Genomic DNA, 22,563 nt, shown 5'->3' with positions numbered 1-22,563 from the left:
GTTTAAGAATTTTTGTTGTTAGTGTTCAACGGAATTTCAGCCATACTAATTTTTTTACGGTCAACATCTCTACCCAAAAGAATATTCTTTTCGGTGTCGATTTGCACTTTCTCTAATTTTTGAGTGTAGTTGTTTTGGTTGATAACAGAATCTTTTTCAAATTCTCTTGGTCCTTCAATAACCCAGTCATTAACATCTTTATGGTCAAAACGACAGCTGTTGCAGATAAATTCTTCTACTTCATGATACTCATCTTTACGACCCGTTACACGTTGAATTTCGCCTCCAAACATCCAAACGGTTGTTTTACCGCAACATCCAGGAGTAGTACATTCTCTGTGTGCGTTATAAGGTTTGTTAAACCAGACTCTTGATTTAAAACGGAAAGTTTTATCTGTTAAAGCGCCAACAGGGCAAACGTCAATCATGTTTCCGGAGAATTCATTGTCGATTGCTTTTGAGATTCCTGTTGAAATATTAGCGTGGTCTCCACGGTCTAATACGCCGTGAACTCTGTTATCTGTCAATTGATCTGCAACCTGTACACATCTTTGGCATAAAATACAACGGTTCATATGCAGTTGAATATTCGGACCGATATCTTCAGGTTCGAATGTTCTTTTTTCTTCGATATAACGTGATTTTGGATTCCCGTGTTCGAAACTTAAATTCTGCAAATCACATTCTCCAGCCTGATCACAAATCGGACAGTCCAGTGGGTGGTTGATTAATAAAAATTCCGTTACAGATTTACGGGCTTCAGTTACTCTGGCAGACGATTTACTGTTTACTTCCATTCCGTCCATACAGCCTGTCACACAAGATGCCATTAATTTTGGCATTGGTCTTGGGTCGGCTTCACTTCCTTTTGAAACTTCAACTAAACAGCAACGGCATTTTCCACCGCTCCCTTTTAATTTTGAGTAATAACACATGGCTGGTGGAACTAGATCTCCTCCAATCATACGTGCAGCCTGCAGGATGGTAGTTCCTGGTTCTACGTCAATACTTTGACCGTCTATGGTTACTTTCATCTCTTTATTTTGTTTTTTTAGTTTCAGGTTTAATGTTTCAGGGTATTGAACTTGAAACTAAATAACTTGAAACTTGAAACTATCTTAAATTTTTGTTGAAAGTCGGAATATTTAAAAGAGTTTGCTGTCCTTTTAATATTATTAACTTTTTAATTTATTTTATACGATTACCTTGCCGCCTACCAAATGTTTCACTTGCGAAAATGGTTCAGCAACAAAATGATCTCTGTGTTTTATTTTTTCAGGGAAACGAACATGGTACTCAAATTCATCTTTAAAATGACGAATAGCAGCTGCGACAGGCCATGAAGCCGCATCACCAAGCGGACAAATCGTGTTTCCTTCGATTTTGCTTTGAATACTCCATAATAATTCGATATCCTCTTCACGGCCGTGACCGTTTTCAATACGATGCAATATTTTTTCTAACCAGCCGGTTCCTTCACGACATGGTGTACATTGTCCACAGGATTCATGGTGGTAAAAACGAGCAAAATTCCATGTATTTCTCACTATACATGATGTGTCGTTATACACAATAAACCCTCCTGAACCTAACATCGATCCGGTAGCAAAACCACCATCACTCAAAGATTCATAAGACATTAATCGGTCTTCACCATTAGCTGTTTTGAAGATCAATTCAGCTGGTAAAATTGGTACAGAAGATCCTCCCGGTACTAAAGCTTTCAACGGTCTGTTTGAAGACATTCCTCCTAAATACTCATCAGAATTCATGAATTCATCTACAGATAATCCTAATTCAATTTCGTAAACTCCCGGGTTTTTAATATGTCCAGAAGCGGAGATTAATTTAGTTCCTGTAGAACGGCCAATTCCAATTTTAGCATACTCATCACCAGAATTGTTGATAATCCACGGCACTGCAGCAATGGTTTCCACATTGTTTACCACCGTTGGATTTGCCCAAAGACCTGATACGGCTGGGAAAGGTGGTTTAATACGAGGATTTCCTCTTTTACCTTCCAGTGATTCAATAAGTGCAGTTTCTTCTCCACAAATATAAGCTCCTGCTCCGCAGTGAACATATAAATCTAAATCGTACCCTGTACCTAATATATTTTTTCCTAACCAACCTGCAGCTCTTGCTTCGTTGATTGCTTTTTCTAAAATTTTGAAAACCCACATGTATTCTCCACGAATGTAGATGTAGGATAGGTTTGCGCCAAGAGCAAAACTAGAAGTAATCATTCCTTCGATCAATAAGTGAGGAATAAATTCCATCAAATAACGGTCTTTGAAAGTCCCTGGCTCAGATTCATCAGCGTTGCAAACTAAATGTCTTGGTTTTCCTGATTTTTTGTCAATAAAACTCCATTTCATTCCCGCCGGGAAACCTGCTCCACCACGACCTCTGATTCCTGATTTTTTTACTTCTTCAACAACTTCGTCAGGCGTAAGTGTTTTTAAGGCTTTTTCTACAGATGCATAACCGCCGTTTTGACGATATACTTCGTAGGTCTTAATACCTGGAATGTTGATTTTGTCTAATAATATTTTTTTGGACATCTTATTTATCGTGTAATATTATTTTATCTTCTTTACAATCAGCAATTAACTGATCGATTTTTTCTTCTGTCAGTTTTTCTTTGTAGAAATCGCCCAACTGCATCATTGGAGCGTATCCGCAGGCACCTAAACATTCTACACCGGCAATAGTAAACATCCCGTCTGGAGTTGTTTCACCCATTTTGATGCCTAATTTTTCAGAAGTATAATCCATTAAATTTTCGGCACCATTTAAACAACAACAAGAAGTCTGGCAAAACTCAAACATGTATTTCCCAATTGGTTTCTGGTTGAACATAGTGTAAAAAGTAACCACTTCGTAAACCTCAATTGGTTTGATCTGAAGGATTTCAGCCACTTTATCCTGTAGTTCAATACTAAGCCAGTTGTTATGCGCATCCTGAACTTCATGTAAAACAGGCAATAATGCCGATTTTTGTTTTCCTTCAGGATAATGACTAATCAGTTCATTGATGCGGGACATCAATGCTTCAGTCATATTTATTTCTTGTTTGTACTGTTTTCTTTCCATTTTTCTTTTAAATCTGAAATCTAAAATCGTTAATCAACAATTTGAAATCTTTTTATGCGTCTAATTCTCCTGCAATTACATTTAAACTTGACAAAATAACAATTGCATCCGATAGTAAAGCACCTTTAATCATTTCAGGATATGCCTGATAATAAATGAAACAAGGTCTTCTGAAATGTAATCTGTACGGCGTTCTGCTTCCGTCTGTCACTAAGTAAAATCCGATTTCTCCATTTCCACCTTCAACAGGGTGATAAATTTCTGCAACTGGTACAGGCACTTCTCCCATTACAATTTTAAAGTGATAAATCAACGATTCCATTGAATTATATACATCTTCTTTCGGAGGCAAATAATAATCAGGTACTTCTGCATGATATTCGTTTCCTGGAGGCATTTTGTCCAATGCCTGACGAATAATGCTTAAACTTTCCCAAACCTCGGCATTACGAACACAGAAACGATCATAAGTGTCACCTGATTTTCCAACAGGAACAATAAAATCAAAATCTTCGTAAGAGGAGTAAGGCTGTGCCACACGAACGTCATAATCCACTCCTGCAGCACGTAAGTTTGGCCCTGTAAATCCGTAAGCCATTGCTTTCTCTGCTGAGATTGCTCCTACGTTTACAGTTCTGTCAATAAAAATTCTGTTTCTTTCGAATAAGTTTTCGAATTCTTTCCATGCAACTGGAAATTCTTCAAGGAATTTGTCAAGTTTTGCAAAAGCGGCTGGAGACCAGTCTCTTTCAAATCCGCCTATCCTTCCCATATTGGTAGTCAAACGGGCACCACAAATTTCTTCGTAGATTTCGTAGATCTTTTCTCTAAATTGAAAAACATATAAGAAACCGGTATAAGCGCCAGTATCAACACCCAAAATCGAATTACATATTAAGTGGTCAGTAATACGAGCTAATTCCATTACAATCACTCGCAAATATTGAGCTCTTTTTGGAACTTCGATTCCAAGTAATTTCTCTAAAGTCATCCACCACCCCATATTGTTTATAGGAGAGGAGCAATAGTTCATTCGGTCTGTCAGAGGAGTAATTTGGTAAAAAGGACGATTTTCGGCAATTTTTTCGAATGCTCTGTGAATGTAACCAATAGTTGGTTCTGCCTCAAGAATTCTTTCACCGTCCATCAACAGGATATTCTGAAAAATACCGTGAGTTGCAGGGTGAGTAGGACCTAAATTTAGTACTGAAAGCTCGCTTCCGTCTTCGTTTAGTTTTTCCTTTATTATTTTAGCATATCGATGCTCTGGTGATAATAATAGTTCTGACATTTTATAATGTTGAATTATTTATTTTTTAGCAATTTGTTGTTGTTCTTCCAAAGAATCTGTCATCCTTATCTGTTCTTCCGCTGTCTTCCATTGGGAATTCCTTTCTCATAGGAAAAGAGACCATTTCATCCATATTCAAAATACGTTTCAATTGCGGATGACCAATAAAGTTTATCCCAAAGAAATCGTATGTTTCTCTTTCCATCCAGTTAGAGCTTAAGAAGATATTTGAAATCGTTTTAATTTCAGGTTTTTCACCATTAAGATACACTTTAATTCTGATACGTTTGTTGTCGTACCAGTTGTGAAGATGGTATACAATGGCAAACTGGCGTTCTGATTCATTATCCGGATAGTGAATACCGCATAAATCAGTTAAAAAATGAAAACGTAAATCAGTATCATTTTTTAAAAAAAGAATCAGGGCTGTAATTTTATCAGCAGAAGTTTCAAATGAAAAAATATCTCTTTCTTGTTGAAAGTTAAAAACACTTTCATTAAATGTTTCTGTAAGTTTGTCCTGAATCAGGTTGTTTTCTAAAGCCATCTTATGAAATGTTATAGGAAGCTAATAATTCTTGGTATTCCGGAGAGCTTCTTCGTCTCACAGATTCGTTTTTTACCAATTCTTGAAGTTTCATTACGCCGTCAACAATTTGTTCAGGTCTTGGAGGGCATCCAGGAACGTAGACATCAACCGGAATAACTTTGTCAATTCCTTGTAAAACAGAGTAAGTGTCAAAAATACCTCCTGATGATGCGCAGGCTCCAACAGCAATTACCCATCGTGGTTCAGACATTTGTTCGTAAACCTGTCTTAAAATTGGCGCCATTTTTTTAGAGATGGTTCCCATTACCATCAACATATCAGCCTGACGTGGAGAAAAACTCACACGTTCAGAACCAAATCGTGCCAAATCGTAATGTGAAGCCATAGTTGCCATAAATTCGATTCCGCAGCATGAAGTTGCAAAAGGCAATGGCCAAAGAGAATTCGCTCGTGCCAGACCTACAACGTCATTTAGTTTTGTGGCAAAAAAACCTTCACCAACAACACCTTCCGGAGGGGCAACCATATTTACATTTGAATCGCTCATTTTGTATTGTTATTTTGAGTTATAAATTTTGAATGTTCAAATAATTTATAATTCAGCATTTATAATTTAAAACGAATATTTTTTTATTCCCAGTCTAAAGCTCTCTTTTTGATGATGTAGAAAAAACCAACTAAAAGCAAAGCCATAAAAACAATCATTTTCAGCATCCCTTCCATTCCAAGTTCTTTGAAATTCACAGCCCATGGATAAAGAAAAATAACCTCTACGTCAAAGAGAACAAATAAAATGGCCACAAGGAAATATTTTACTGAAAACGGAATACGCGCATTACCCACAGATTCAATACCGCATTCGAAATTTTTATCTTTAGTTTCAGAAGTTCTTTTAGGGCCTAATTTCCCAGAAATAATGATTGTTCCTGCTACAAAACCCACAGCTAATATTAGCTGCATTAAAATCGGAAGATAGCTGTATTGGTCAGATTGCATAAACTTAGGTTTTTTACTTAAAAAATAAGCCACAAAGATAGCTTTCAACTCTGTAAATCACAAGCTAAAAAATGATTTAAGTATAGTGCCGGACAGGGTTTGAGTGTAATTTTTATTCATTATAAATAACAAATTAAACTTTTACATTTTTTTAACAAGAAAGCAAAAAAAAACGTTTCGAAATAAATCGAAACGTTTTAAACCATTCAGGCAAAAAAAATAAATTGCTATATTTTTCTTAGATTACTGCTACTTTAGCAGCAACTTTCCCTTTTCTTCCTTCTTCTTCTTCGTAGCTTACACGGTCACCTTCGCGTAATTCTTCCGCGTTAATTCCTGAAGCGTGAACGAAGATGTCCTTTCCTGTTTCTTCGTCTGTAATGAATCCATAACCTTTAGATTCATTGAAAAATTTTACTGTACCTGTACGCATTGTAATTGTAATAATAATTTATAATAAAGCAAATGTAATATATTAACTAATACAAAAGACATGTACGTGTTAATTTTTTGTAAAAATTATTGATTTCCAGTGTTTTTACGTTGTTTATTGCAAGTTTTTTTATATGAAATGCCCTTATTTGAGAATCATTAATTGTAAGAATATAAAAAACAACAAATTGTAAGAATTTAATATTTGGAAAAAATCAATATCAGAGAAAAATTATGATTTTTTGATAAAAAATAAAATGCAGCTGAAATTTCAGCTGCATTTTTGGTGTAAAACTTTTTTTAAAATTAAACAGTGTCAATTTTAATATGTAATTCCTTCAATTGTACATCATCAATAGCAGCAGGAGCATCTATCATTACGTCACGTCCCGAATTGTTTTTAGGAAAAGCAATAAAATCTCTAATAGTTTCCTGTCCGCCTAAAATTGCGACCAAACGGTCTAAACCAAAAGCAAGTCCTCCGTGTGGTGGTGCTCCAAACTGGAAGGCATCCATTAAGAATCCGAATTGGGCTTTTGCTTCTTCTTCGGTAAATCCTAAATATTTGAACATTAACTGTTGCGTTGCTTTATCGTGAATACGAATCGATCCACCTCCAATTTCGTTTCCGTTTAAAACCATATCATAAGCGTTTGCGCGCACTTTTCCAGGTTCTGTTTCTAATAAAGCCATATCTTCTGGTTTTGGAGAAGTAAATGGGTGGTGCATGGCGTGGTAACGACCGCTTTCTTCGTCAAGTTCCAATAATGGGAAGTCTACAACCCATAATGGAGCAAATTCATCAGGATTACGTAATCCTAAACGTGTAGCCAGTTCCATACGTAAAGCAGAAAGTTGAGCACGTGTTTTGTTTGCTGGACCAGAAAGTACAAAAATCATATCTCCGGGATTTGCTTCTGTTGCTTTTGCCCAGTTTGTCAAATCATCCTGATCGTAGAATTTGTCCACAGATGATTTATAGGTTCCATCTTCATTGCATTTTACATAAACCATTCCGGAAGCGCCAACTTGCGGACGTTTCACCCAGTCAATTAATCCGTCGATTTCTTTACGGGTATAATTTCCGGCGCCAGGAACCGCAATTCCGACCACTAATTCTGCTGAATTAAAAACAGGGAATTCTTTGTGTTGTGCAAATTCGTTCAATTCACCAAATTTCATCCCAAAACGAATATCCGGTTTGTCGTTTCCGTATGTTTTCATGGCATAATCGTAGGTAATTCTTGGGAATTTATCTACTTCAATACCTTTAATTTCTTTTAATAAGTGTCTTGTCAATCCTTCAAAAATATTCAAAATGTCTTCTTGCTCCACAAATGCCATTTCGCAGTCAATCTGAGTAAACTCAGGCTGACGGTCTGCACGTAAATCTTCGTCACGGAAACATTTTACGATTTGGAAATATTTGTCCATTCCCCCAACCATCAAAAGCTGTTTGAAAGTTTGAGGAGATTGTGGTAAAGCATAAAACTGCCCCTCGTTCATACGGCTAGGTACAACGAAATCTCTCGCTCCCTCAGGAGTAGATTTGATTAAGTAAGGAGTTTCAACTTCGCAGAAATCCAAATCAGACAAATATTTACGAACTTCCATTGCCACTTTGTGACGGAATAACAAGCTGTTTTTTACAGGATTTCTTCTGATATCCAAATAACGGTATTTCATTCTGATATCTTCACCACCGTCTGTGTCATCTTCGATTGTAAATGGAGGAGTCAGTGCCGAATTTAGAATAGTCAATTCAGAAACTAAAATTTCGATTTCACCTGTTGGAATATTTTTGTTTTTGGCTTCACGCTCAATCACAGATCCTTTTACCTGAATTACAAATTCTCTTCCAAGTGTTTTTGCCAATTCAAAAACAGTTTTATCGGTACGGCTTTCGTCGAAAATAAGTTGTGTAATTCCGTAACGGTCACGTAAATCAACCCAATTCATAAATCCTTTATCGCGTGATTTTTGAACCCAGCCCGCAAGTGTAACTTCGGTATTAATATTTGAGGCATTTAATTCGCCACAATTATGACTTCTATACATTGATCAAAATTTTAGACTGCAAAAGTAAACACAAAATTCAAATTAATATAGTAAAGTGATAAGTTGATGCTTATAAATTTGAAATATTTTGTTAATGCTTAATTTTCTAACATAGAATTTCTTTAGATTTGATCTGCTGAAACAAGTAATAAATAAATTTCACACATATGAAAAAAATTATTCTTTTGGGTTTGATTGTGCTTAGCGTTTTTGGCGTTAATGGGCAGACCAAGAATCAAATTAAATTTACGGCCAAAATTGCCAACAGAAACAGTGATACCTTGGTTATTCGTGGCGCTAATGATTTTAAACAAGTTATTCCTATTGATAAAAAAGGAATTTTTGCTGCTACTTTTGAAGCTCCAAAAGGGTTTTATCAATTTTCTGACGGGCATGAAGTTTCGAGTTTGTATTTAAAGCCTGATTCAGAAATAAATCTGACTATGGATGCAAAACAATTTGATGAAACTATTGTTTACAAAGGAAAAGGTGTTGACGAAAGTAATTTTCTGGCACTTTATTCTTTAAGCAATGAGAAATTTCAAAATGAAGCTTTTTCTAAAGATGAAAAAGAGTTTGCTACACTTTTGGAAGCAAAGAAAAAGTGGGATAACGAAACCCTTGCAAGTGGTAAATACGATGCAGAATTTCAAACTGCTTTAAAAAATGCATTCGCTCAATTTCATCAATATGCAGGCGAGGCTTATGCAAGTAATGTAAAAACAAACAAACTTAAAGGAAAACCATCTCCGGATTTCGATTATGAGAATTATAAAGGAGGGAAAACAAAGCTTTCTGATCTTAAAGGTAAATATGTTTACATTGATCTTTGGGCAACCTGGTGTGGGCCTTGCAGGGCAGAAATTCCATTTTTGCAAAAAATTGAAGAGAAATATCACGGAAAAAATATTGAATTTGTGAGTATTTCTATAGATCAGGCAAAAGATCATGAAAAATGGAAAAAATTTGTTGCGGATAAAAATTTAGGAGGCGTTCAGTTATTTGCAGATAAAGATTGGGGTTCTGATTTTGTAACAAGTTATGGTGTAACCGGAATTCCAAGATTTATCCTAATTGATCCAAAAGGGAATGTTGTAAATCCGGATGCAGAAAGACCATCTTCACCAGACCTTCAAAAACAATTAGATTCATTATTGAACTAGTTTATTTATAAAATTTACAACGTTATCGTAATTTTATATTTTTTCTAAAAAACCAGTAAAACCAGTGCCTGAGCATTGGTTTTTTTATATCAGGCTGATTTCCAATGTTAAGTTTTTATTCAATGTTACCAAATTGTTAAGCAAAAGTTTTTTTAATGTAAACAATTAATTATCTTTGATAAAGATTTGATAACATTAATACCTAAAGATATGAAAAAGTGTGTAATTTTAGCTGCTGTATTATTCTCAGGAATCTTAGCTGCTCAAGAAACAAAACCTGAATTGGAAGCTGTTGGAAATAAAGTTAGAGCTACTTATTACTATGAAAATGGTAAAGTACAGCAGGAAGGTTTTTTTAAAGAAGGTAAATTAGACGGTGTTTGGGTATCTTATGACGAGAACGGAAATAAAAAAGCAATTGCAGAATACAAAGACGGATTGAAAACCGGAAAGTGGATTTATTTCAACGATAAAAATATTTGTCAGGTAGATTATTCAAACAGCAAAATTAATTCGGTTAAAAACTTAGAAGAAAAAGTTGTCGCAGATACAAATTAAGATGAATTCAGTTAATTAAAAAGGAGAAAATTTCATGAAATTTTCTCCTTTTTGTTTTTTATAAATCGCTATTCTGATTCTTTTTGTTTTAATGAAAAAGCGGTGTAAAGTGTAATTAAAGCCAAAACAATCCAAAAGACATCAATAAAGAAAATCTGAATCTGGTTTTGAAGAAATGAACTCCAGAACCAGTTTCCTGAAACGAGTCCATTGATCACCGGAACCAAAAAGCCTAAAATGCTTCCTGAAATCAGACACCATTTATTGGTAAATGCATTATTCTTTTTGATAATAAAAAAGAGGGCAAGAACCAACCATCCAATAAAATAAATGCTGTATATATTAGCTTGTGTTAATGGATAAAACAATTTGGCTGCAATAAATGCTAATGCCGTAATTGGGTACATACTTAAACAAATAGCCAGATAAATACGAACAACATCTTCGTTGAAACGACGTTTCTTTTCCGGCATGTTTTTCTTATCCCTTGCGATTAACCAAATCATTACTCCCGAAATAATCACAAAGCAGGTTATGATTCCAAGGACAAAGCTTACGATTTTTAAGGGATATCCGCCATAATCTCCAAAGTGAATACGGTACAAAACATTTTTTACTATATCTAAATAATAGTTTTCTGTTTCAGGATTTTTCCTTGCAACTTCTTTTCCGTCAGAAATGCGGTAAACCACTTTTCCGATTCCGGTAAATTTTTTGGTGCTAACCAATTCCCCTTCAATCAAGAGATGCATATTGGTGTCACCGTAATTTTGAATCATGACACGGTTAATTTCAAAATCCTCCCAGTTGTTTTTTGCTTTTGAAACTAGTTGATTGATGCTAAATGTTGCTGCTAATTTTTTGTTATCAAATTTAAAATCAGGATCAGTGTATTCCAGTTCTTTATATAATTTATTTTGATCGCCTTTGTAAAGCGCCATTACAGCCGGGGCAACGATTAAAAGTTTAATCATAAAAAAAGCACCGGTTACCGCATATACAAACTGAAAAGGCAAACCAATCATTCCTAATGCAGTATGTGCATCTGTCCATAAAGTTTTAAGTTTTTCTTTCGGGCGGAAAACATAAAAATTAGATACAATTTTTTTCCAGTGTAATAAAACGCCTGTTACTATTGCAAATAAGAAAAACAGCGCTATAAAACCCGAAAGATAGTATCCGACAGGATAAGGAATCTGAGCAAGGAAATGCAAACGATATAAAAACTCTCCAAGAGAATACGATTCTTCGTAGGTTGATGTTTTATGGTTTTTGGTATCTAAATAAAAAAAACTTCCTTCCTTTTGTTTGGCAGGAGCCAGAGTATCTTTTGTTCCTTCTATATTAACGTTAACTTTTCTCTCGTTACTGTGTTTGGAAATCGTAATGTTTCTTCCGTAAAGAGTATATTCTTTGTCCAGTTTTTTGAAAGCCGCATCATAATCTAAATCAATTTCTTTTGAAATAGGAGCTGATTCATTTCTTTCCCAATTGATGATTTCATCCCTGAAAAAGGAAAAAGAACCTGCAAAGAAAATTACAAAAAGAACGACGCTGATAACAATGCCACTAACAGTATGTGTATGAAAATAGATATTATAATTACGATTAGTCATTTGTTATTGCGCTGTTGAATTATAGATTTGTCCTAAATATATTAAAAGAGAGAAAAGGAGTGAAATGAATATGTAAACCATCCAGATTTTCCATCCGTTTTTAGCTAAAAAAGCGACAACCATAAGCGCTACCCAAAGGATAAAACCGCTAAAAGCCATGGTGATAAGAATGTTTGCGCGATCAAACCATGATGCTAAAGCCAAATGAAACGTAACGGAAACAAAATAACCGCCCAGAATAGCAGCTGTAATTTTGGCAAATCGTTGCCATTTGGACTGTGTTAAGTATTTTGGATTTGCAGGCATGAATTAAGCGTAATAAAATTCTAATGAAGCTATAATTATAAAAAGTATGAATAATGTTATGGGGCTTATTTTTTTTAGTGGTGTCAGCAAAACAATTAAGCTTCCGACAGCCATTAACTGAATGAAAAAAAGTAAAGTTCCGCAGCCCAGTGATTGTGTAAAAAGCCAAAATCCGTAAGCAGTTATGAGTAAAGCTAATCCTGTCAATTTGGTTTGTTTCGGATTTTTCTGCATCCATTTTTCAAAACCTAAATCATAAGATAAAACAGCTTTTTTAGAAGTGTAATACAAAGTGTAAAAGGCAAAAAAAACGATAAGACTTGCTATTGTTATCATAATCTGAAATTTTATACTGCAAATTTAGTTTTTGAATTAACACAAAACAAATTATTTTTATTTGTTCCAAATAAGAAGTGCGATTTAAAAGTAAATTAAACAAAAAAACCTGTTCAAATTAATGAACAGGTTTTCCAATTTAAATTAAAATCAACAATTAATTAATGCGTATGTTTAGGATTAAAACCGTCTTCGCTTACTTCAGTTGGCTCATAATCAGCCACCATTTCAGCTTCATAATCGATTTTTTCTCCTTTAGAGAACTTTCTAATGATTTTCTCCATGATGTCATAGATTACCGGAACCACAATTAACGTTAGGAATAGTGAAGAGATCAAACCTCCAATAATTACCCAAGCCAATCCGTTTTTCCATTCTGCTCCCGCTCCAGCTGCTAATGCAATTGGGAACATACCAAATACCATCGCAATTGTTGTCATCAAGATCGGACGTAAACGAGCGTGGTTTGCCTGAATTAATGCTGTTCTGATTGATTCTCCAGCCGCTCTTCGCTGATTGGTATAATCGACAAGCATGATCGCATTCTTACACACCAGACCAATCAACATGATGACTCCCAAAATGGTAAAGATATTTAAAGTATTGTTTGTTAATGCTAGTGCAAATAAAACTCCAATGAACGAAAGCGGAATCGCGAACAATACCACAAACGGGTGAACAAAACTGTCATATAAACCTACCATTACAAGGTAAACCAAAATAATAGCGGCTAATAATGCAATTCCTAAAGTACCAAAACCTTCTGATTGGTTTTCCTGGTCACCTCCCCAGATATAGTTTACTCCAGTTGGTTTTTGTAATTTATCTAATTTTTCCTGCCATTGCGTAACAATTGTTCCTGCTGGCACCCCAACGTTCTGACCTTGTACGGTTACAGAAGCTGTTTTATCTCTACGCTCTAATTTACTTGGTCCAGAACCTTCTGTAATAGTTGCGAATTGGTTTAATTTAATCTGCTGACCAGCATTGTTGATGAAAATCAAATTACTAACATCGGTAATGTTTTTTCTATCAAATTCGTTGTATTTGATGTTGATGTCGTATTCGTATTCACCAGCTCTAAATTTACCGTCAGTATTACCGCTGTAAGCTGTCTGCATAGTTAAACCAACTGTTTGCAGTGTCAATCCTAAAGCAGCCATTTTATCTCTGTCAACCTGAACGTTGATCTCTGGATTTCCGTCTTCAACTGTTAATTTAATCTCAGTTGTTCCAGGAATAGTGCGTAATTCAGCTTCGGCTAATTTTGCAAATTTCATAGCACTTTCTACGTTCGGACCTGTTACGATCAAACCTAAAGTTGCATCTTCTGCTGTTCCTAAGATACCTACAGGAACGGTTTTTACTTTGGCACCAACTAATATTTTCTCTAATTTACGTTTTGTTTTTGCTGCATAAACGTTTGCGTCATCTGTACGATCTTTTTGCTCGATCATTTTAACGTCAATCTCCGCTTTGTAAGCAGTAGCCTGTGCTGCTCCTAAACCTTCACTGGTTTGTCCTACAGTTGTAATTTGGCTGAAAACATATTTCTCTCCTTTTAAGAAAGCTTCTGCTTTTTGCGTCATAAAGTTGGTTTGTTCCAAAGAAGCATCTTTCGGCATCTCAATTTGAACTAAGAATTCACCACTATCAGATGATGCGAAGAACTCTCCTCCAATATAACCACCTCCCATTAACCAGAAGATCGATCCAAAGAACATTACTAATACAATTACTATAGTTTTAATATAGTGATCTAAACACCAGTTTAGTAAGTTAGATACCCAGTTTGTAAAACGAGTCAAATAGCTTTCGAATCCAAGGATAACTTTTCCGAATAGATTTTTACCTTCTATATGCTCTAATTTTCCAAAACGTGAAGACAACCACGGAATAATAGTAAATGAAGCTAATAATGAGAACATCGTAGAAATAATTACCGTAACACAGAATTGTGTAATAATGTTCGATACCAATCCTGTACTCATTGCGATAGGCAGGAACACCACCACAATTACTAAAGTAATCGAAGTTACTGTACCTCCAATTTCGGCAGTTCCATCATAAGACGCACGGATTCGGCTTTTACCCATCTCCATATGTCGGTAAATATTCTCTAATACAACGATGGCATCATCCACAAGAATACCAACAACAAGAGATAAACCAAGTAAAGACATTAAGTTAAGCGTGTAACCTAATAAATAAATTCCAATAAATGTTGCAATCAAAGAGGCAGGAATAGAAACCATTACAATCAATGAGTTTCTAATACTGTGTAAGAAGAACAACATTACAAAGGCTACCAGAATAACTGCAATTAACAAGTCATGTACAACAGAGTCTGCTGCTTCAAGCGTAAATACAGTACTGTCTTTTGCTACATCCAATTTCAATTGAGCCGATTTGTAATCTGTCTCTAATGTTTTGATTGTTTTAATTAACTGCTCACTTACCGCAACGGCATTTGCATCTGATTGTTTTACAATTTGAAGTACGATTGCACTTTTTTGGTCAACACGCGCAATTTTTTCCGCGATTTTTTGTGTATCCTGAACGTCAGCGATATCTCCTAAACGAACTTGGATTCCGTCTTGTGAAGAAACCACTAAGTTTCTTAATTCTTCAACGTTTTTATATTTACCCGCTAAACGGATTAATATTTTTTGATTACGAGTTTGGATGTTACCCGTTGGGAAATCCAGATTCGAAGTTAAAATAGTCTGCTGCACCTGAGGAACTGAAAGTCCGTAACCCTGCATTTTTACAGCGTCAAGATTTACCTGAATCTCACGTTCCTGCCCACCAATAATATTTACCTGAGCAACCCCTTGTACACGAGATAAAACTGGCGCAATCTTTTTATCGATCAAATCGTAAAATTCTGCTTCATCCATTTTACCATTTGCACCAAGCGTCATAATTGGTAAATCACTCAAAGAGAATTTTGTTAATGACGGCGGATCAGCATCATCTGGTAAATCACTCAAAATTGCATTGATTTTTCGTTGTGCATCGTTCATCGAAATATCAACATTTGCAGTAGAAAGCAATGTAATTGATACTACAGATAAACTCTCATAAGATTTTGAGTCAATTTTTTTGATATTTTCCAAAGACGCAATCGCATCCTCAATTTTCTTTGTTACCGTATTTTCAACCTCACTTGGAGAAGCTCCAGGATAAACAGTAGAAACCGTAATAACGTTGGTTTCGAATTTTGGAATCAGCTCGTAGCCTAACTGGCTGTAGCTGAACAATCCACCTAAAATTAGAATTGTAAACAATACAATTACTAACGACGGACGTTTTATGGATATTTCGGCTAATTTCATATGTTTTTTTATTAAGTTCTTAGTTTTTAGTTCCTAGTCCTTAGTTTTTAATTCCTCGTTTTTAATGCTATGCGCAAAAACTAAGGACTAATCTCTTAATCACTAATTACTTTTATTTAATAATTTCTACTGTATTTCCGTCTTGTAAGTTGATTTGACCTGTAGTAATTACTACATCCCCATCATTCAAACCACTAATTATTTCAACTTTATCTCCTAAGATTCTTCCAGCAACGACTTTTTTCAATTTTGCAATATTATTTTCAACTACGAAAATTTCGTTACTGCTTACACTACCAACAAACGCATTTCTAGGAACCACTTTCAAGTTTTGTTTTTGGTTATTAGAACCAAAGTTTGCAGTTCCGTACATACCCGCTTTTAAATCGTTATTCGCATTGTTTGTAATTTCGATCTCAACAGGGAAGTTCAAAGAAGCATCTGCTTTTGCAGCAATAAAAGTAATTTTTCCAGAGAAAGTTTTGTCAGGATAAACACTTGCAGTAATGTTTACTGTGTTTCCTAATTTTAAGCTTGCTACTTGGCTTTCGTTTACTGTAACAGTTAATTTTAATTTAGATACATTTACGATATCAAACAAAGCAGTTGCAGGCATTCCAGCTAAAATAGATCCTGGCTCAACATATTTTTTGTTGATATATCCGTTAATTGGAGCTTTTACTTTAGTATCTCCAACATTGATATTAGCTTGTGTCAAGTTAGATTGTGCGTTTGTCAAAGCCAATTTTGCCTGATCTAATTGTTGTTTTGTTACACCGCCAGTTTTAAAAGCATTTTCGTATCTAGCATAATCCGATTTTGCATTTTGATACACTGCCTGAGCTTGTTGTGCATTTACATTGATAACATCTCCTCTTACTGTTAAAAGAGTTTGTCCAACTCTTACATAATCACCTTCTTTTACTAAAACACTAATTACTTTTCCAGATTTTTCAGCAGAGAAAGTCAATTCCTGAATTGGTGCAAAGTTTCCGTTTGCAGTAAAACCAAGATTAACATCTTCTGTTTTTACAGTTGCCACTTTAACAGAAACAGCAGCATTTTTCTCGGCAACGATATCAGTTTTAGCTTTGTTCTCGGCTTTGTTTTTTGTTAATACGAATCCAATTAGTGCTAATGCTCCAACTATGACTACAATTGTTATAATAATTTTTTTCATTTGTTCAGTTATTTAATAAGAGTTTTTAGTTCGCCTTTTGATTTGATTAGAGATATTTCGGCAATTTTATAATTTAAAACTGCTCTGGTAAAATTGTTTTGAGCTTCCTGATGTGCATTTTCTGCATCCAGTAAATCGGTTAAAGATGCTAATCCCTGAAGATAATTGTTTTTTGTATTGCTTAAAATCTCACGGGCTAAGCGCATATTTTCTCTTTGATTCTCAATAGTAACCATATTATTATTGATTTGAGTCATTGCATTTCTGTAATCCAGATCCAGCGACAATTTCGTGTCTTTCATGTCTTCCTGAATTGATCTGATTTCAACATCAGCCTGTCTTACTCTTGCGCGGGTTCCAAATCCTGTAAAAATAGGGATGTGCAGGTTTAAGCCAATTGCTGAGAAGTCTGACCAGTAAACCCCTTTTTCAGGTTTTGCAAACCAGGGCATTTCAGGCCCCTGACCAATATAGTTATAGCCTGCACTTAATGAAAGTGTCGGATAATACTCGGCCTGTACTGCTTTCTTTTGAAATACTAATAATTCTTCCTGTTTTTTCAAAAGCTGATATTCTGTTCTGTTTTCTACATTTGGGACTTCTGTCAAAGCTGCAGGTACAGCTTCAAATTCTTTTTTCGGAATTTCTATCTGAGTTTCGATAGGCATACCCATGTAAAACTTTAAAGCATTTTCCTGTAATTCAACCTGATTTTTAACCTGTTGGCGGTCTGTGTCAATATTTGATAATTTTACAACAATTCGATCCAGATCAATTTTTTTGGCTAAGCCGTTTTCAAATTGTCCTTTTACAATATCATGAACTTTTGTAGTATTGGCATAAGTACTGTCTAAAAGGATTAATCTTTCACGTTGTACATAAACAGAATAATAATTGTTTGCTACTCTTTCTATGACTTGTTCTTCTGTTAACTGATCGTTTATTTGGTAAAATTCACGTGTAGTTTGTGCGGCTCTCAATCCTGTAAAAACAGCCTGATCAAAGATTGCCTGAGTTAAAGAAACCCCTGCAGTTGATGTCCATTTCTGACCAAACGCAGCCTGAATTGTAGTTCCCGGCTGACCAAATCCTGCTCCGTCAATAACGGTTGTCTGAATGACTGGATTGTATGTCAAATTACCATTAGCCGAAATTTGTGGCAATGCTCTTGAACGAATTTCCTGAATTTGATATTCGCTGTTTTCAATCTGCAATTTGGACTTTTTGGCTTCTGCTTTGTTTTGAAGCGCATAATTAAGTGCGTCTTTTAAGGTAAGTGTCGTGACTTGCGCATTGGCTGAAAGGCCAGCGGAGCACAAAAATATTAGAATTATTCTTTTCATATAGTTTATAGATTGACGATTAAATTGTAAATTTTTTAAGTTGTTTTTCCAGTTCCTGTATTCCTTTTTCGGTTGCCATGGCTCTGGTATGATATTCTAAAGCTTCTAATTCCATTTTTTGGGCTTCTCTTTCAGAAATCGTTGTCTCGTTAATGTGAAAAACCAGGGTGTAATAAAATTTTACGTAAACATCTATATTCAGGTCTTTGCGATAAAACCCTTCACGGATTCCTTTTTCAATATTGGCTCTAAAATATTGTGTACACTGGTCGATTTCTTTTGTTAGTACCGTCTGATAGATTTCAGGATAATGCTTTTTTAGCTGATAAATAGGAGAGGTGTCAATGTTATTTTTAAACATATCACGAAACATTTCTCTGATTTCAAAATTTTCCTGAATCGAATTATAATCTTTGGCTACAATGGTGTCAATTAAATCATGAACCTGTTTGTGAACCGTTGCTGTGCTTTCTTCAATTAAAACTTCTTTGTTACAGAAATATTTGTATATCGTTTTTTTCGAAATACACATTTCTCCTGCAATATCATCCATTGTAACACTCTTAAACCCCAGTTTTAAAAACAAATCACTTGCTTTTGATATAATTTTATCTTTCATCTCTCATTTTAAAATTGTATTACAAATATACCAAGGAAACTAAATTTAACGAAAAAGTTTCCGTCATAATTGTAATAATTTTACATTAATTTATTCATCACGTAAGATTTATATGCTAAATTCTAAATTTGCAATAAGCTTGATATCTTTTCCAAGTGCCAGTCCTCCATTATGATTAAATGAATTATAATCCAGTCCAAAATCCTGACGTTTGATATCTCCTTTAATTTCAAAGGCTACTTTTTTCTCCCCATTGTAAGTGTTGACTCCAATAAATTCGGCATCCAGTTCTACCACTTTAGTAACATCTTTTATCGTTAAATCACCTTTAAAGAAATTGATGTTATTGTTTACTTTTTGAAAAGAAGTTGATTTGAAACTGATGATAGGATGTTCGCTAACATTAAACAAATCATTTAGCTGTAAATGTGAATCGATTTGCTGAAAACTATCATTTTTATTGTTTATGTCTAAAGAAAATTCGACAGAAGCATCCTCAATTTCATTGTCTTCAATGTTTACATAACCATCAAATTTATTTGTGGTTCCTCCTAAATAAGCAATAATCGAATGTCTCATTTTAATTAAAACATCCGACTGGCTTGAATCTAAAGTCCATGTTGTTCTCATAAATATTTGATTTATATCGCTTAAATTCTTTTGGAAACTTTTTTAGTGTTTCTAGTTTCCGTGTGCAAATATAGACAGGAAACTCAAAATACCAAAAAAGTTTCCATGTTTTTTTTGGAATAATTTTAACAGGTTAAAAAGGAGTCATAACGAGGGTAATTCTTAAAGTCTGTTTGGGATTTAAATTTTAGGATATAATTAATATTTGAATTGTATCTTTGAGCCTCGCAAATCAGAAATTCATTTTATGCACGATATTAGCCAGTACCAGGATTTTTTTATTAATTATCTAAAAAGCCAAAACATAAGCAAAGAGCCTAAAAACCTTTATGAACCTATTGAATATATTTTAGGACTTGGCGGCAAACGGATGCGTCCGGTACTAACTTTAATGGCGGCAGAAGTTTTTGATGCCGATTATAAAAAAGCGCTTCCGGCTGCGATGGCGGTAGAAGTTTTTCATAATTTCTCTTTGGTTCATGATGATATTATGGATGATGCGCCTTTAAGAAGAGGTCAGGTTACTGTTCATGAAAAATGGAATTTAAATACCGGAATTCTATCCGGAGATGCAATGCTTATCTTGGCGTATCAATATTTTGAACAATATGAACCCGAGATTTTTAGGGATTTAGCGAAACTTTTCAGTAAAACGGCACTCGAAGTCTGCGAAGGCCAGCAATGGGATGTTGATTTTGAATCCCGTACAGATGTTACGATTCCTGAATATCTGAAAATGATTGAATACAAAACAGCTGTTTTGGTTGCTGCAGCCATGAAAATGGGCGCCATCGTAGCAAAAACATCTGAAAAAGAAGCAGATTTGATTTATAATTTCGGACTTAATTTGGGATTGGCTTTTCAGTTGCAGGATGATTATTTAGATGCTTTTGGAGATCCTGAAACTTTCGGAAAACAAGTAGGAGGAGATATTATCGAAAACAAAAAAACCTATTTGTACTTAAAAGCTGTTGAGTTTTCGACTCCTGAAAAAGTGGCAGAATTGCAAAGGTTATTCGGTTTGCAGCTGGAAGAGAACAAAGATAAGATAGAAAATGCTAAAGCGATTTTTAACGAATCAGGTGCTTCAGATGCGACTCAGAAAGCGATAGAAATGTATACTTTTAAAGCTTTTGAAATGCTTGAAAAAATGGACATCAACGCAAAAAAGAAAAATATTCTGAAAACTTTTGGCGAAAATCTGATGGGTAGAAAGGTTTAATACAAAAAATTATGGATGCCATAGTAAATGCCCTTTTTTTTACTGACAGAAATAGTAATGCCAGAAAGCAGTTGTTTTTTGCGGTATGTTTTCCTTTCTTTACTCTTTTCGCTTTAGGAATTGACAGTGTTGCTTTTAATGAAAATTATTTTGACGGGCGACAAATTACCAATGTTTTAGCCATACTTTATTTTTCTTTTTTCTTTTGGGTTTCTGGTTCCTATCTGAGGAAACTCATGTTTGTAATGGTCTTTTTGTCTTATATTGGAGAAGTGCTTTTTTGTACTGTACTCGGAATGTATAATTACAGGACAACCGTTATTCCGCTATATGTGCCTTTTGGTCATGCGATTGTGTATGCTTCGGGTTATGTTTTTGCACATACTCAATGGGCTCTTAAAAATGATACACTTTTAAGGAAGTATTTTGCAGTTGGATTCTCTTTATTGTTTTTGTCTGTTGGAATTCTTCTGAAAGATGTTTTTTCACTGATTTTCGGAGTACTTTTCTTTTGGGTTTTAAAGAGAAAAAAATGGCAGAACTTGTATTATTTCATCGCCCTTTGTGTTATATTTATTGAGCTTGCCGGAACCTATTTTCAATGCTGGAAATGGATTCCAAAAACCTTCGGGTTAATTCCGGCGGCAAATCCGCCAATGGGAGCTGTTTTTTTTTATGCGGGAGGCGATGTCCTTTTGTCTAAGATTGTTGATTATTGGAAATTAAAAACCATAACGAGCCAATCTTGATTGTAATTGAAATTGATTCTGAAAATTACCATTGTTATTGAAATTGCTATTGACTTTTGAGATTATTTCGGTATTGAAATTGCCATTGCCATTGAATTTTGAAATTGAAAAACTATGTATGTTTCTCCATTAAATACCGATTTGTTATTCGAAGAAGCTCAAAAGGAATCTTTATATCTCAAACTGATTGAGCAGCTCAATAAAGATTTTAATCTGGCAAACGAAGGAATAGATTTTCCGCTGAGCATCACTCCGGAGGAATTAAAAATTCAGCTTCACGAAAAAATCTACAGAATGATTCAGTACAAATTTGCTGAATATCTCAATCTGCTCTATATAATTGATGTTCCTGAAAATGAAATCAAACAGCTCGACGGATCAGATTTGGTTATTCTAGCAGAACAGGTTGCTTTTTTAATTTTGAAGAGAGAATGGCAGAAGGTTTGGTTTCGGAATTTCTACAAATAAAGGTTCTAAGTTACTAAGGTTCTAAGCTGCTAAGTTTTTCTTCTTTGCGAACAATGCTTTCTAATTTATCTAATTCATTAATTAATCCAAAACCTTCAGTATTTATTTTAGTTCCTATAATCTGGAAACGAGCATTTTTAAAGCAAATCTTTGCTATTCCAACTGTTTTTGCATTTTTCTTAAAAACAAAGACATCTCTATATTCGGCAATACAAGCGCACGCATCATTTTTTAAAGAATCTTTTTCACTGAATACACTTTGAATGTCTTTTTCGTCTTTAATTAATAAATTTGATTTTTTGTAATTATGATTTAAAAGTATTTTTTCAAAATCTTCTTTTGGAATACGATCAGGAAAAGTATGTGTGTAGATATTGATTAATTCTGTTTCTTTTTGAGTTTTAGTCTCTTTTCTAATGAGCTTAAAAAAAATATCCTCAGAAATGTCCAAATAGTAATGATCAATTTCATCCGAATCGAAAAAAGGTCGTAATTCCTTCTTTACAACCTTCTCTTTATTAATATCTACTTTTTTAAAATTGTTACAGCTAAAAAGTATAATTGACGTAATTGTTAAAATAAATTTTTTCAAATTTCTTCTTTATAAAAAAC

The 22,563-nt window shown here is 34.5% G+C and carries 23 protein-coding genes; 5 read left to right on the top strand and 18 right to left on the bottom strand.

The window, feature by feature from the left end; translation table 11 throughout:
- Positions 1 to 2: 2 nt before the first annotated feature.
- From AAEO57_RS04070 to aspS, 9 genes are all read right to left on the bottom strand, one after another.
- On the bottom strand, positions 3 to 1,034 hold the full coding sequence (locus tag AAEO57_RS04070) for an NADH-quinone oxidoreductase subunit G (RefSeq protein WP_341689772.1): 1,032 nt from the start codon (positions 1,032 to 1,034) through the stop codon (positions 3 to 5).
- 159 nt (positions 1,035 to 1,193) lie between these two features.
- On the bottom strand, positions 1,194 to 2,564 hold the full coding sequence (gene nuoF / locus AAEO57_RS04065; RefSeq protein ID WP_341689770.1) for an NADH-quinone oxidoreductase subunit NuoF: 1,371 nt from the start codon (positions 2,562 to 2,564) through the stop codon (positions 1,194 to 1,196).
- A gap of 1 nt (position 2,565) precedes the next feature.
- Positions 2,566 to 3,096: a complex I 24 kDa subunit family protein gene (locus tag AAEO57_RS04060; protein WP_341689768.1), complete on the bottom strand. Its 531-nt coding sequence runs from the start codon at positions 3,094 to 3,096 to the stop codon at positions 2,566 to 2,568.
- A gap of 52 nt (positions 3,097 to 3,148) precedes the next feature.
- Entirely contained in the window at positions 3,149 to 4,387 is a 1,239-nt protein-coding gene (locus tag AAEO57_RS04055) for an NADH-quinone oxidoreductase subunit D (protein ID WP_341689766.1), read from the bottom strand.
- 25 nt (positions 4,388 to 4,412) lie between these two features.
- Entirely contained in the window at positions 4,413 to 4,934 is a 522-nt protein-coding gene (locus AAEO57_RS04050) for an NADH-quinone oxidoreductase subunit C (RefSeq protein WP_341689764.1), read from the bottom strand.
- A gap of 1 nt (position 4,935) precedes the next feature.
- Positions 4,936 to 5,484, bottom strand: a complete 549-nt coding sequence (locus tag AAEO57_RS04045) for an NADH-quinone oxidoreductase subunit B (protein WP_163391742.1) — start codon at positions 5,482 to 5,484, stop codon at positions 4,936 to 4,938.
- Between the two features lie 83 nt (positions 5,485 to 5,567).
- Complete coding sequence (locus AAEO57_RS04040; RefSeq protein WP_341689760.1) at positions 5,568 to 5,933, bottom strand: NADH-quinone oxidoreductase subunit A; 366 nt, start codon at positions 5,931 to 5,933, stop codon at positions 5,568 to 5,570.
- Between the two features lie 238 nt (positions 5,934 to 6,171).
- Entirely contained in the window at positions 6,172 to 6,366 is a 195-nt protein-coding gene (locus AAEO57_RS04035; RefSeq protein ID WP_007137066.1) for a cold-shock protein, read from the bottom strand.
- A 305-nt stretch (positions 6,367 to 6,671) separates the two neighbouring features.
- Positions 6,672 to 8,423 carry an aspartate--tRNA ligase gene (aspS, locus tag AAEO57_RS04030; RefSeq protein ID WP_341689729.1) on the bottom strand — a complete coding sequence of 584 codons (1,752 nt, stop codon included), beginning with the start codon at positions 8,421 to 8,423 and terminating at the stop codon, positions 6,672 to 6,674.
- Positions 8,424 to 8,590: 167 nt separating this feature from the next.
- Here aspS and AAEO57_RS04025 point away from each other — a divergent pair, with 167 nt between their 5' ends.
- The gene (locus tag AAEO57_RS04025) at positions 8,591 to 9,586 is read left to right on the top strand and encodes a TlpA family protein disulfide reductase (protein ID WP_341689727.1); all 996 of its coding nucleotides are present in this window, start codon (positions 8,591 to 8,593) and stop codon (positions 9,584 to 9,586) included.
- Between the two features lie 210 nt (positions 9,587 to 9,796).
- Positions 9,797 to 10,144, top strand: coding sequence for a toxin-antitoxin system YwqK family antitoxin (locus AAEO57_RS04020; RefSeq protein WP_341689725.1), 348 nt, complete (start codon positions 9,797 to 9,799; stop codon positions 10,142 to 10,144).
- A gap of 68 nt (positions 10,145 to 10,212) precedes the next feature.
- Here the strand turns inward: AAEO57_RS04020 and AAEO57_RS04015 are convergent, their stop codons facing one another.
- The 8 genes from AAEO57_RS04015 to AAEO57_RS03980 form a co-directional block, all read right to left on the bottom strand.
- On the bottom strand, positions 10,213 to 11,760 hold the full coding sequence (locus AAEO57_RS04015) for a PepSY-associated TM helix domain-containing protein (RefSeq protein WP_341689723.1): 1,548 nt from the start codon (positions 11,758 to 11,760) through the stop codon (positions 10,213 to 10,215).
- Between the two features lie 3 nt (positions 11,761 to 11,763).
- Positions 11,764 to 12,066 (bottom strand): hypothetical protein, encoded by a 303-nt coding sequence (locus tag AAEO57_RS04010; protein ID WP_341689721.1) that lies wholly within the window; start codon positions 12,064 to 12,066, stop codon positions 11,764 to 11,766.
- Positions 12,067 to 12,069: 3 nt separating this feature from the next.
- Positions 12,070 to 12,402 (bottom strand): hypothetical protein, encoded by a 333-nt coding sequence (locus AAEO57_RS04005; RefSeq protein WP_341689719.1) that lies wholly within the window; start codon positions 12,400 to 12,402, stop codon positions 12,070 to 12,072.
- A gap of 161 nt (positions 12,403 to 12,563) precedes the next feature.
- Positions 12,564 to 15,740 (bottom strand): efflux RND transporter permease subunit, encoded by a 3,177-nt coding sequence (locus tag AAEO57_RS04000; protein WP_341689717.1) that lies wholly within the window; start codon positions 15,738 to 15,740, stop codon positions 12,564 to 12,566.
- A 112-nt stretch (positions 15,741 to 15,852) separates the two neighbouring features.
- A complete protein-coding gene (locus tag AAEO57_RS03995) occupies positions 15,853 to 16,920 on the bottom strand; it encodes an efflux RND transporter periplasmic adaptor subunit (RefSeq protein ID WP_341689715.1) in 1,068 nt (355 codons plus the stop codon).
- 8 nt (positions 16,921 to 16,928) lie between these two features.
- Positions 16,929 to 18,263: a TolC family protein gene (locus tag AAEO57_RS03990; RefSeq protein WP_341689713.1), complete on the bottom strand. Its 1,335-nt coding sequence runs from the start codon at positions 18,261 to 18,263 to the stop codon at positions 16,929 to 16,931.
- Positions 18,264 to 18,282: 19 nt separating this feature from the next.
- Positions 18,283 to 18,882 (bottom strand): TetR/AcrR family transcriptional regulator, encoded by a 600-nt coding sequence (locus AAEO57_RS03985; protein ID WP_341689711.1) that lies wholly within the window; start codon positions 18,880 to 18,882, stop codon positions 18,283 to 18,285.
- 108 nt (positions 18,883 to 18,990) lie between these two features.
- The gene (locus tag AAEO57_RS03980) at positions 18,991 to 19,512 is read right to left on the bottom strand and encodes a YceI family protein (protein ID WP_341689709.1); all 522 of its coding nucleotides are present in this window, start codon (positions 19,510 to 19,512) and stop codon (positions 18,991 to 18,993) included.
- 247 nt (positions 19,513 to 19,759) lie between these two features.
- Between AAEO57_RS03980 and AAEO57_RS03975 the strand changes: the two genes are divergently transcribed.
- From AAEO57_RS03975 to AAEO57_RS03965, 3 genes are all read left to right on the top strand, one after another.
- Complete coding sequence (locus tag AAEO57_RS03975) at positions 19,760 to 20,734, top strand: polyprenyl synthetase family protein (protein ID WP_341689707.1); 975 nt, start codon at positions 19,760 to 19,762, stop codon at positions 20,732 to 20,734.
- 11 nt (positions 20,735 to 20,745) lie between these two features.
- Positions 20,746 to 21,483 carry a hypothetical protein gene (locus tag AAEO57_RS03970; RefSeq protein ID WP_341689705.1) on the top strand — a complete coding sequence of 246 codons (738 nt, stop codon included), beginning with the start codon at positions 20,746 to 20,748 and terminating at the stop codon, positions 21,481 to 21,483.
- Positions 21,484 to 21,597: 114 nt separating this feature from the next.
- A complete protein-coding gene (locus tag AAEO57_RS03965) occupies positions 21,598 to 21,951 on the top strand; it encodes a hypothetical protein (RefSeq protein WP_341689703.1) in 354 nt (117 codons plus the stop codon).
- Positions 21,952 to 21,964: 13 nt separating this feature from the next.
- On the opposite strand, the gene AAEO57_RS03960 is transcribed toward AAEO57_RS03965, so the two are convergent.
- Entirely contained in the window at positions 21,965 to 22,543 is a 579-nt protein-coding gene (locus AAEO57_RS03960; protein WP_341689701.1) for a hypothetical protein, read from the bottom strand.
- Between the last annotated feature and the right edge of the window lie 20 nt (positions 22,544 to 22,563).

The sequence above is a fragment of the Flavobacterium calami genome (assembly GCF_038290035.1).
GTDB lineage: Bacteria > Bacteroidota > Bacteroidia > Flavobacteriales > Flavobacteriaceae > Flavobacterium > Flavobacterium calami.
The sequence above is the reverse complement of the archived record's forward strand: the minus strand, read 5'-3'. Positions and strand labels throughout refer to the sequence as shown.

Bases quoted from the DNA above. Each gene is read 5' to 3' on its own strand.
- AAEO57_RS03985 (WP_341689711.1), bottom strand. From the start codon at position 18,882: ATGAAAGATAAAATTATATCAAAAGCAAGTGATTTGTTTTTAAAACTG.
- AAEO57_RS04035 (WP_007137066.1), bottom strand. From the start codon at position 6,366: ATGCGTACAGGTACAGTAAAATTTTTCAATGAATCTAAAGGTTATGGA.
- AAEO57_RS03995 (WP_341689715.1), bottom strand. From the start codon at position 16,920: ATGAAAAAAATTATTATAACAATTGTAGTCATAGTTGGAGCATTAGCA.
- AAEO57_RS03970 (WP_341689705.1), top strand. From the start codon at position 20,746: ATGGATGCCATAGTAAATGCCCTTTTTTTTACTGACAGAAATAGTAAT.
- AAEO57_RS04050 (WP_341689764.1), bottom strand. From the start codon at position 4,934: ATGGCTTTAGAAAACAACCTGATTCAGGACAAACTTACAGAAACATTT.
- AAEO57_RS03990 (WP_341689713.1), bottom strand. From the start codon at position 18,263: ATGAAAAGAATAATTCTAATATTTTTGTGCTCCGCTGGCCTTTCAGCC.
- AAEO57_RS04070 (WP_341689772.1), bottom strand. From the start codon at position 1,034: ATGAAAGTAACCATAGACGGTCAAAGTATTGACGTAGAACCAGGAACT.
- AAEO57_RS04055 (WP_341689766.1), bottom strand. From the start codon at position 4,387: ATGTCAGAACTATTATTATCACCAGAGCATCGATATGCTAAAATAATA.
- AAEO57_RS04000 (WP_341689717.1), bottom strand. From the start codon at position 15,740: ATGAAATTAGCCGAAATATCCATAAAACGTCCGTCGTTAGTAATTGTA.
- AAEO57_RS04025 (WP_341689727.1), top strand. From the start codon at position 8,591: ATGAAAAAAATTATTCTTTTGGGTTTGATTGTGCTTAGCGTTTTTGGC.
- AAEO57_RS04010 (WP_341689721.1), bottom strand. From the start codon at position 12,066: ATGCCTGCAAATCCAAAATACTTAACACAGTCCAAATGGCAACGATTT.
- AAEO57_RS03965 (WP_341689703.1), top strand. From the start codon at position 21,598: ATGTATGTTTCTCCATTAAATACCGATTTGTTATTCGAAGAAGCTCAA.
- aspS (WP_341689729.1), bottom strand. From the start codon at position 8,423: ATGTATAGAAGTCATAATTGTGGCGAATTAAATGCCTCAAATATTAAT.
- AAEO57_RS04040 (WP_341689760.1), bottom strand. From the start codon at position 5,933: ATGCAATCTGACCAATACAGCTATCTTCCGATTTTAATGCAGCTAATA.
- AAEO57_RS04020 (WP_341689725.1), top strand. From the start codon at position 9,797: ATGAAAAAGTGTGTAATTTTAGCTGCTGTATTATTCTCAGGAATCTTA.
- AAEO57_RS03975 (WP_341689707.1), top strand. From the start codon at position 19,760: ATGCACGATATTAGCCAGTACCAGGATTTTTTTATTAATTATCTAAAA.
- AAEO57_RS04045 (WP_163391742.1), bottom strand. From the start codon at position 5,484: ATGAGCGATTCAAATGTAAATATGGTTGCCCCTCCGGAAGGTGTTGTT.
- AAEO57_RS04005 (WP_341689719.1), bottom strand. From the start codon at position 12,402: ATGATAACAATAGCAAGTCTTATCGTTTTTTTTGCCTTTTACACTTTG.
- AAEO57_RS03980 (WP_341689709.1), bottom strand. From the start codon at position 19,512: ATGAGAACAACATGGACTTTAGATTCAAGCCAGTCGGATGTTTTAATT.
- AAEO57_RS04015 (WP_341689723.1), bottom strand. From the start codon at position 11,760: ATGACTAATCGTAATTATAATATCTATTTTCATACACATACTGTTAGT.
- AAEO57_RS04060 (WP_341689768.1), bottom strand. From the start codon at position 3,096: ATGGAAAGAAAACAGTACAAACAAGAAATAAATATGACTGAAGCATTG.
- nuoF (WP_341689770.1), bottom strand. From the start codon at position 2,564: ATGTCCAAAAAAATATTATTAGACAAAATCAACATTCCAGGTATTAAG.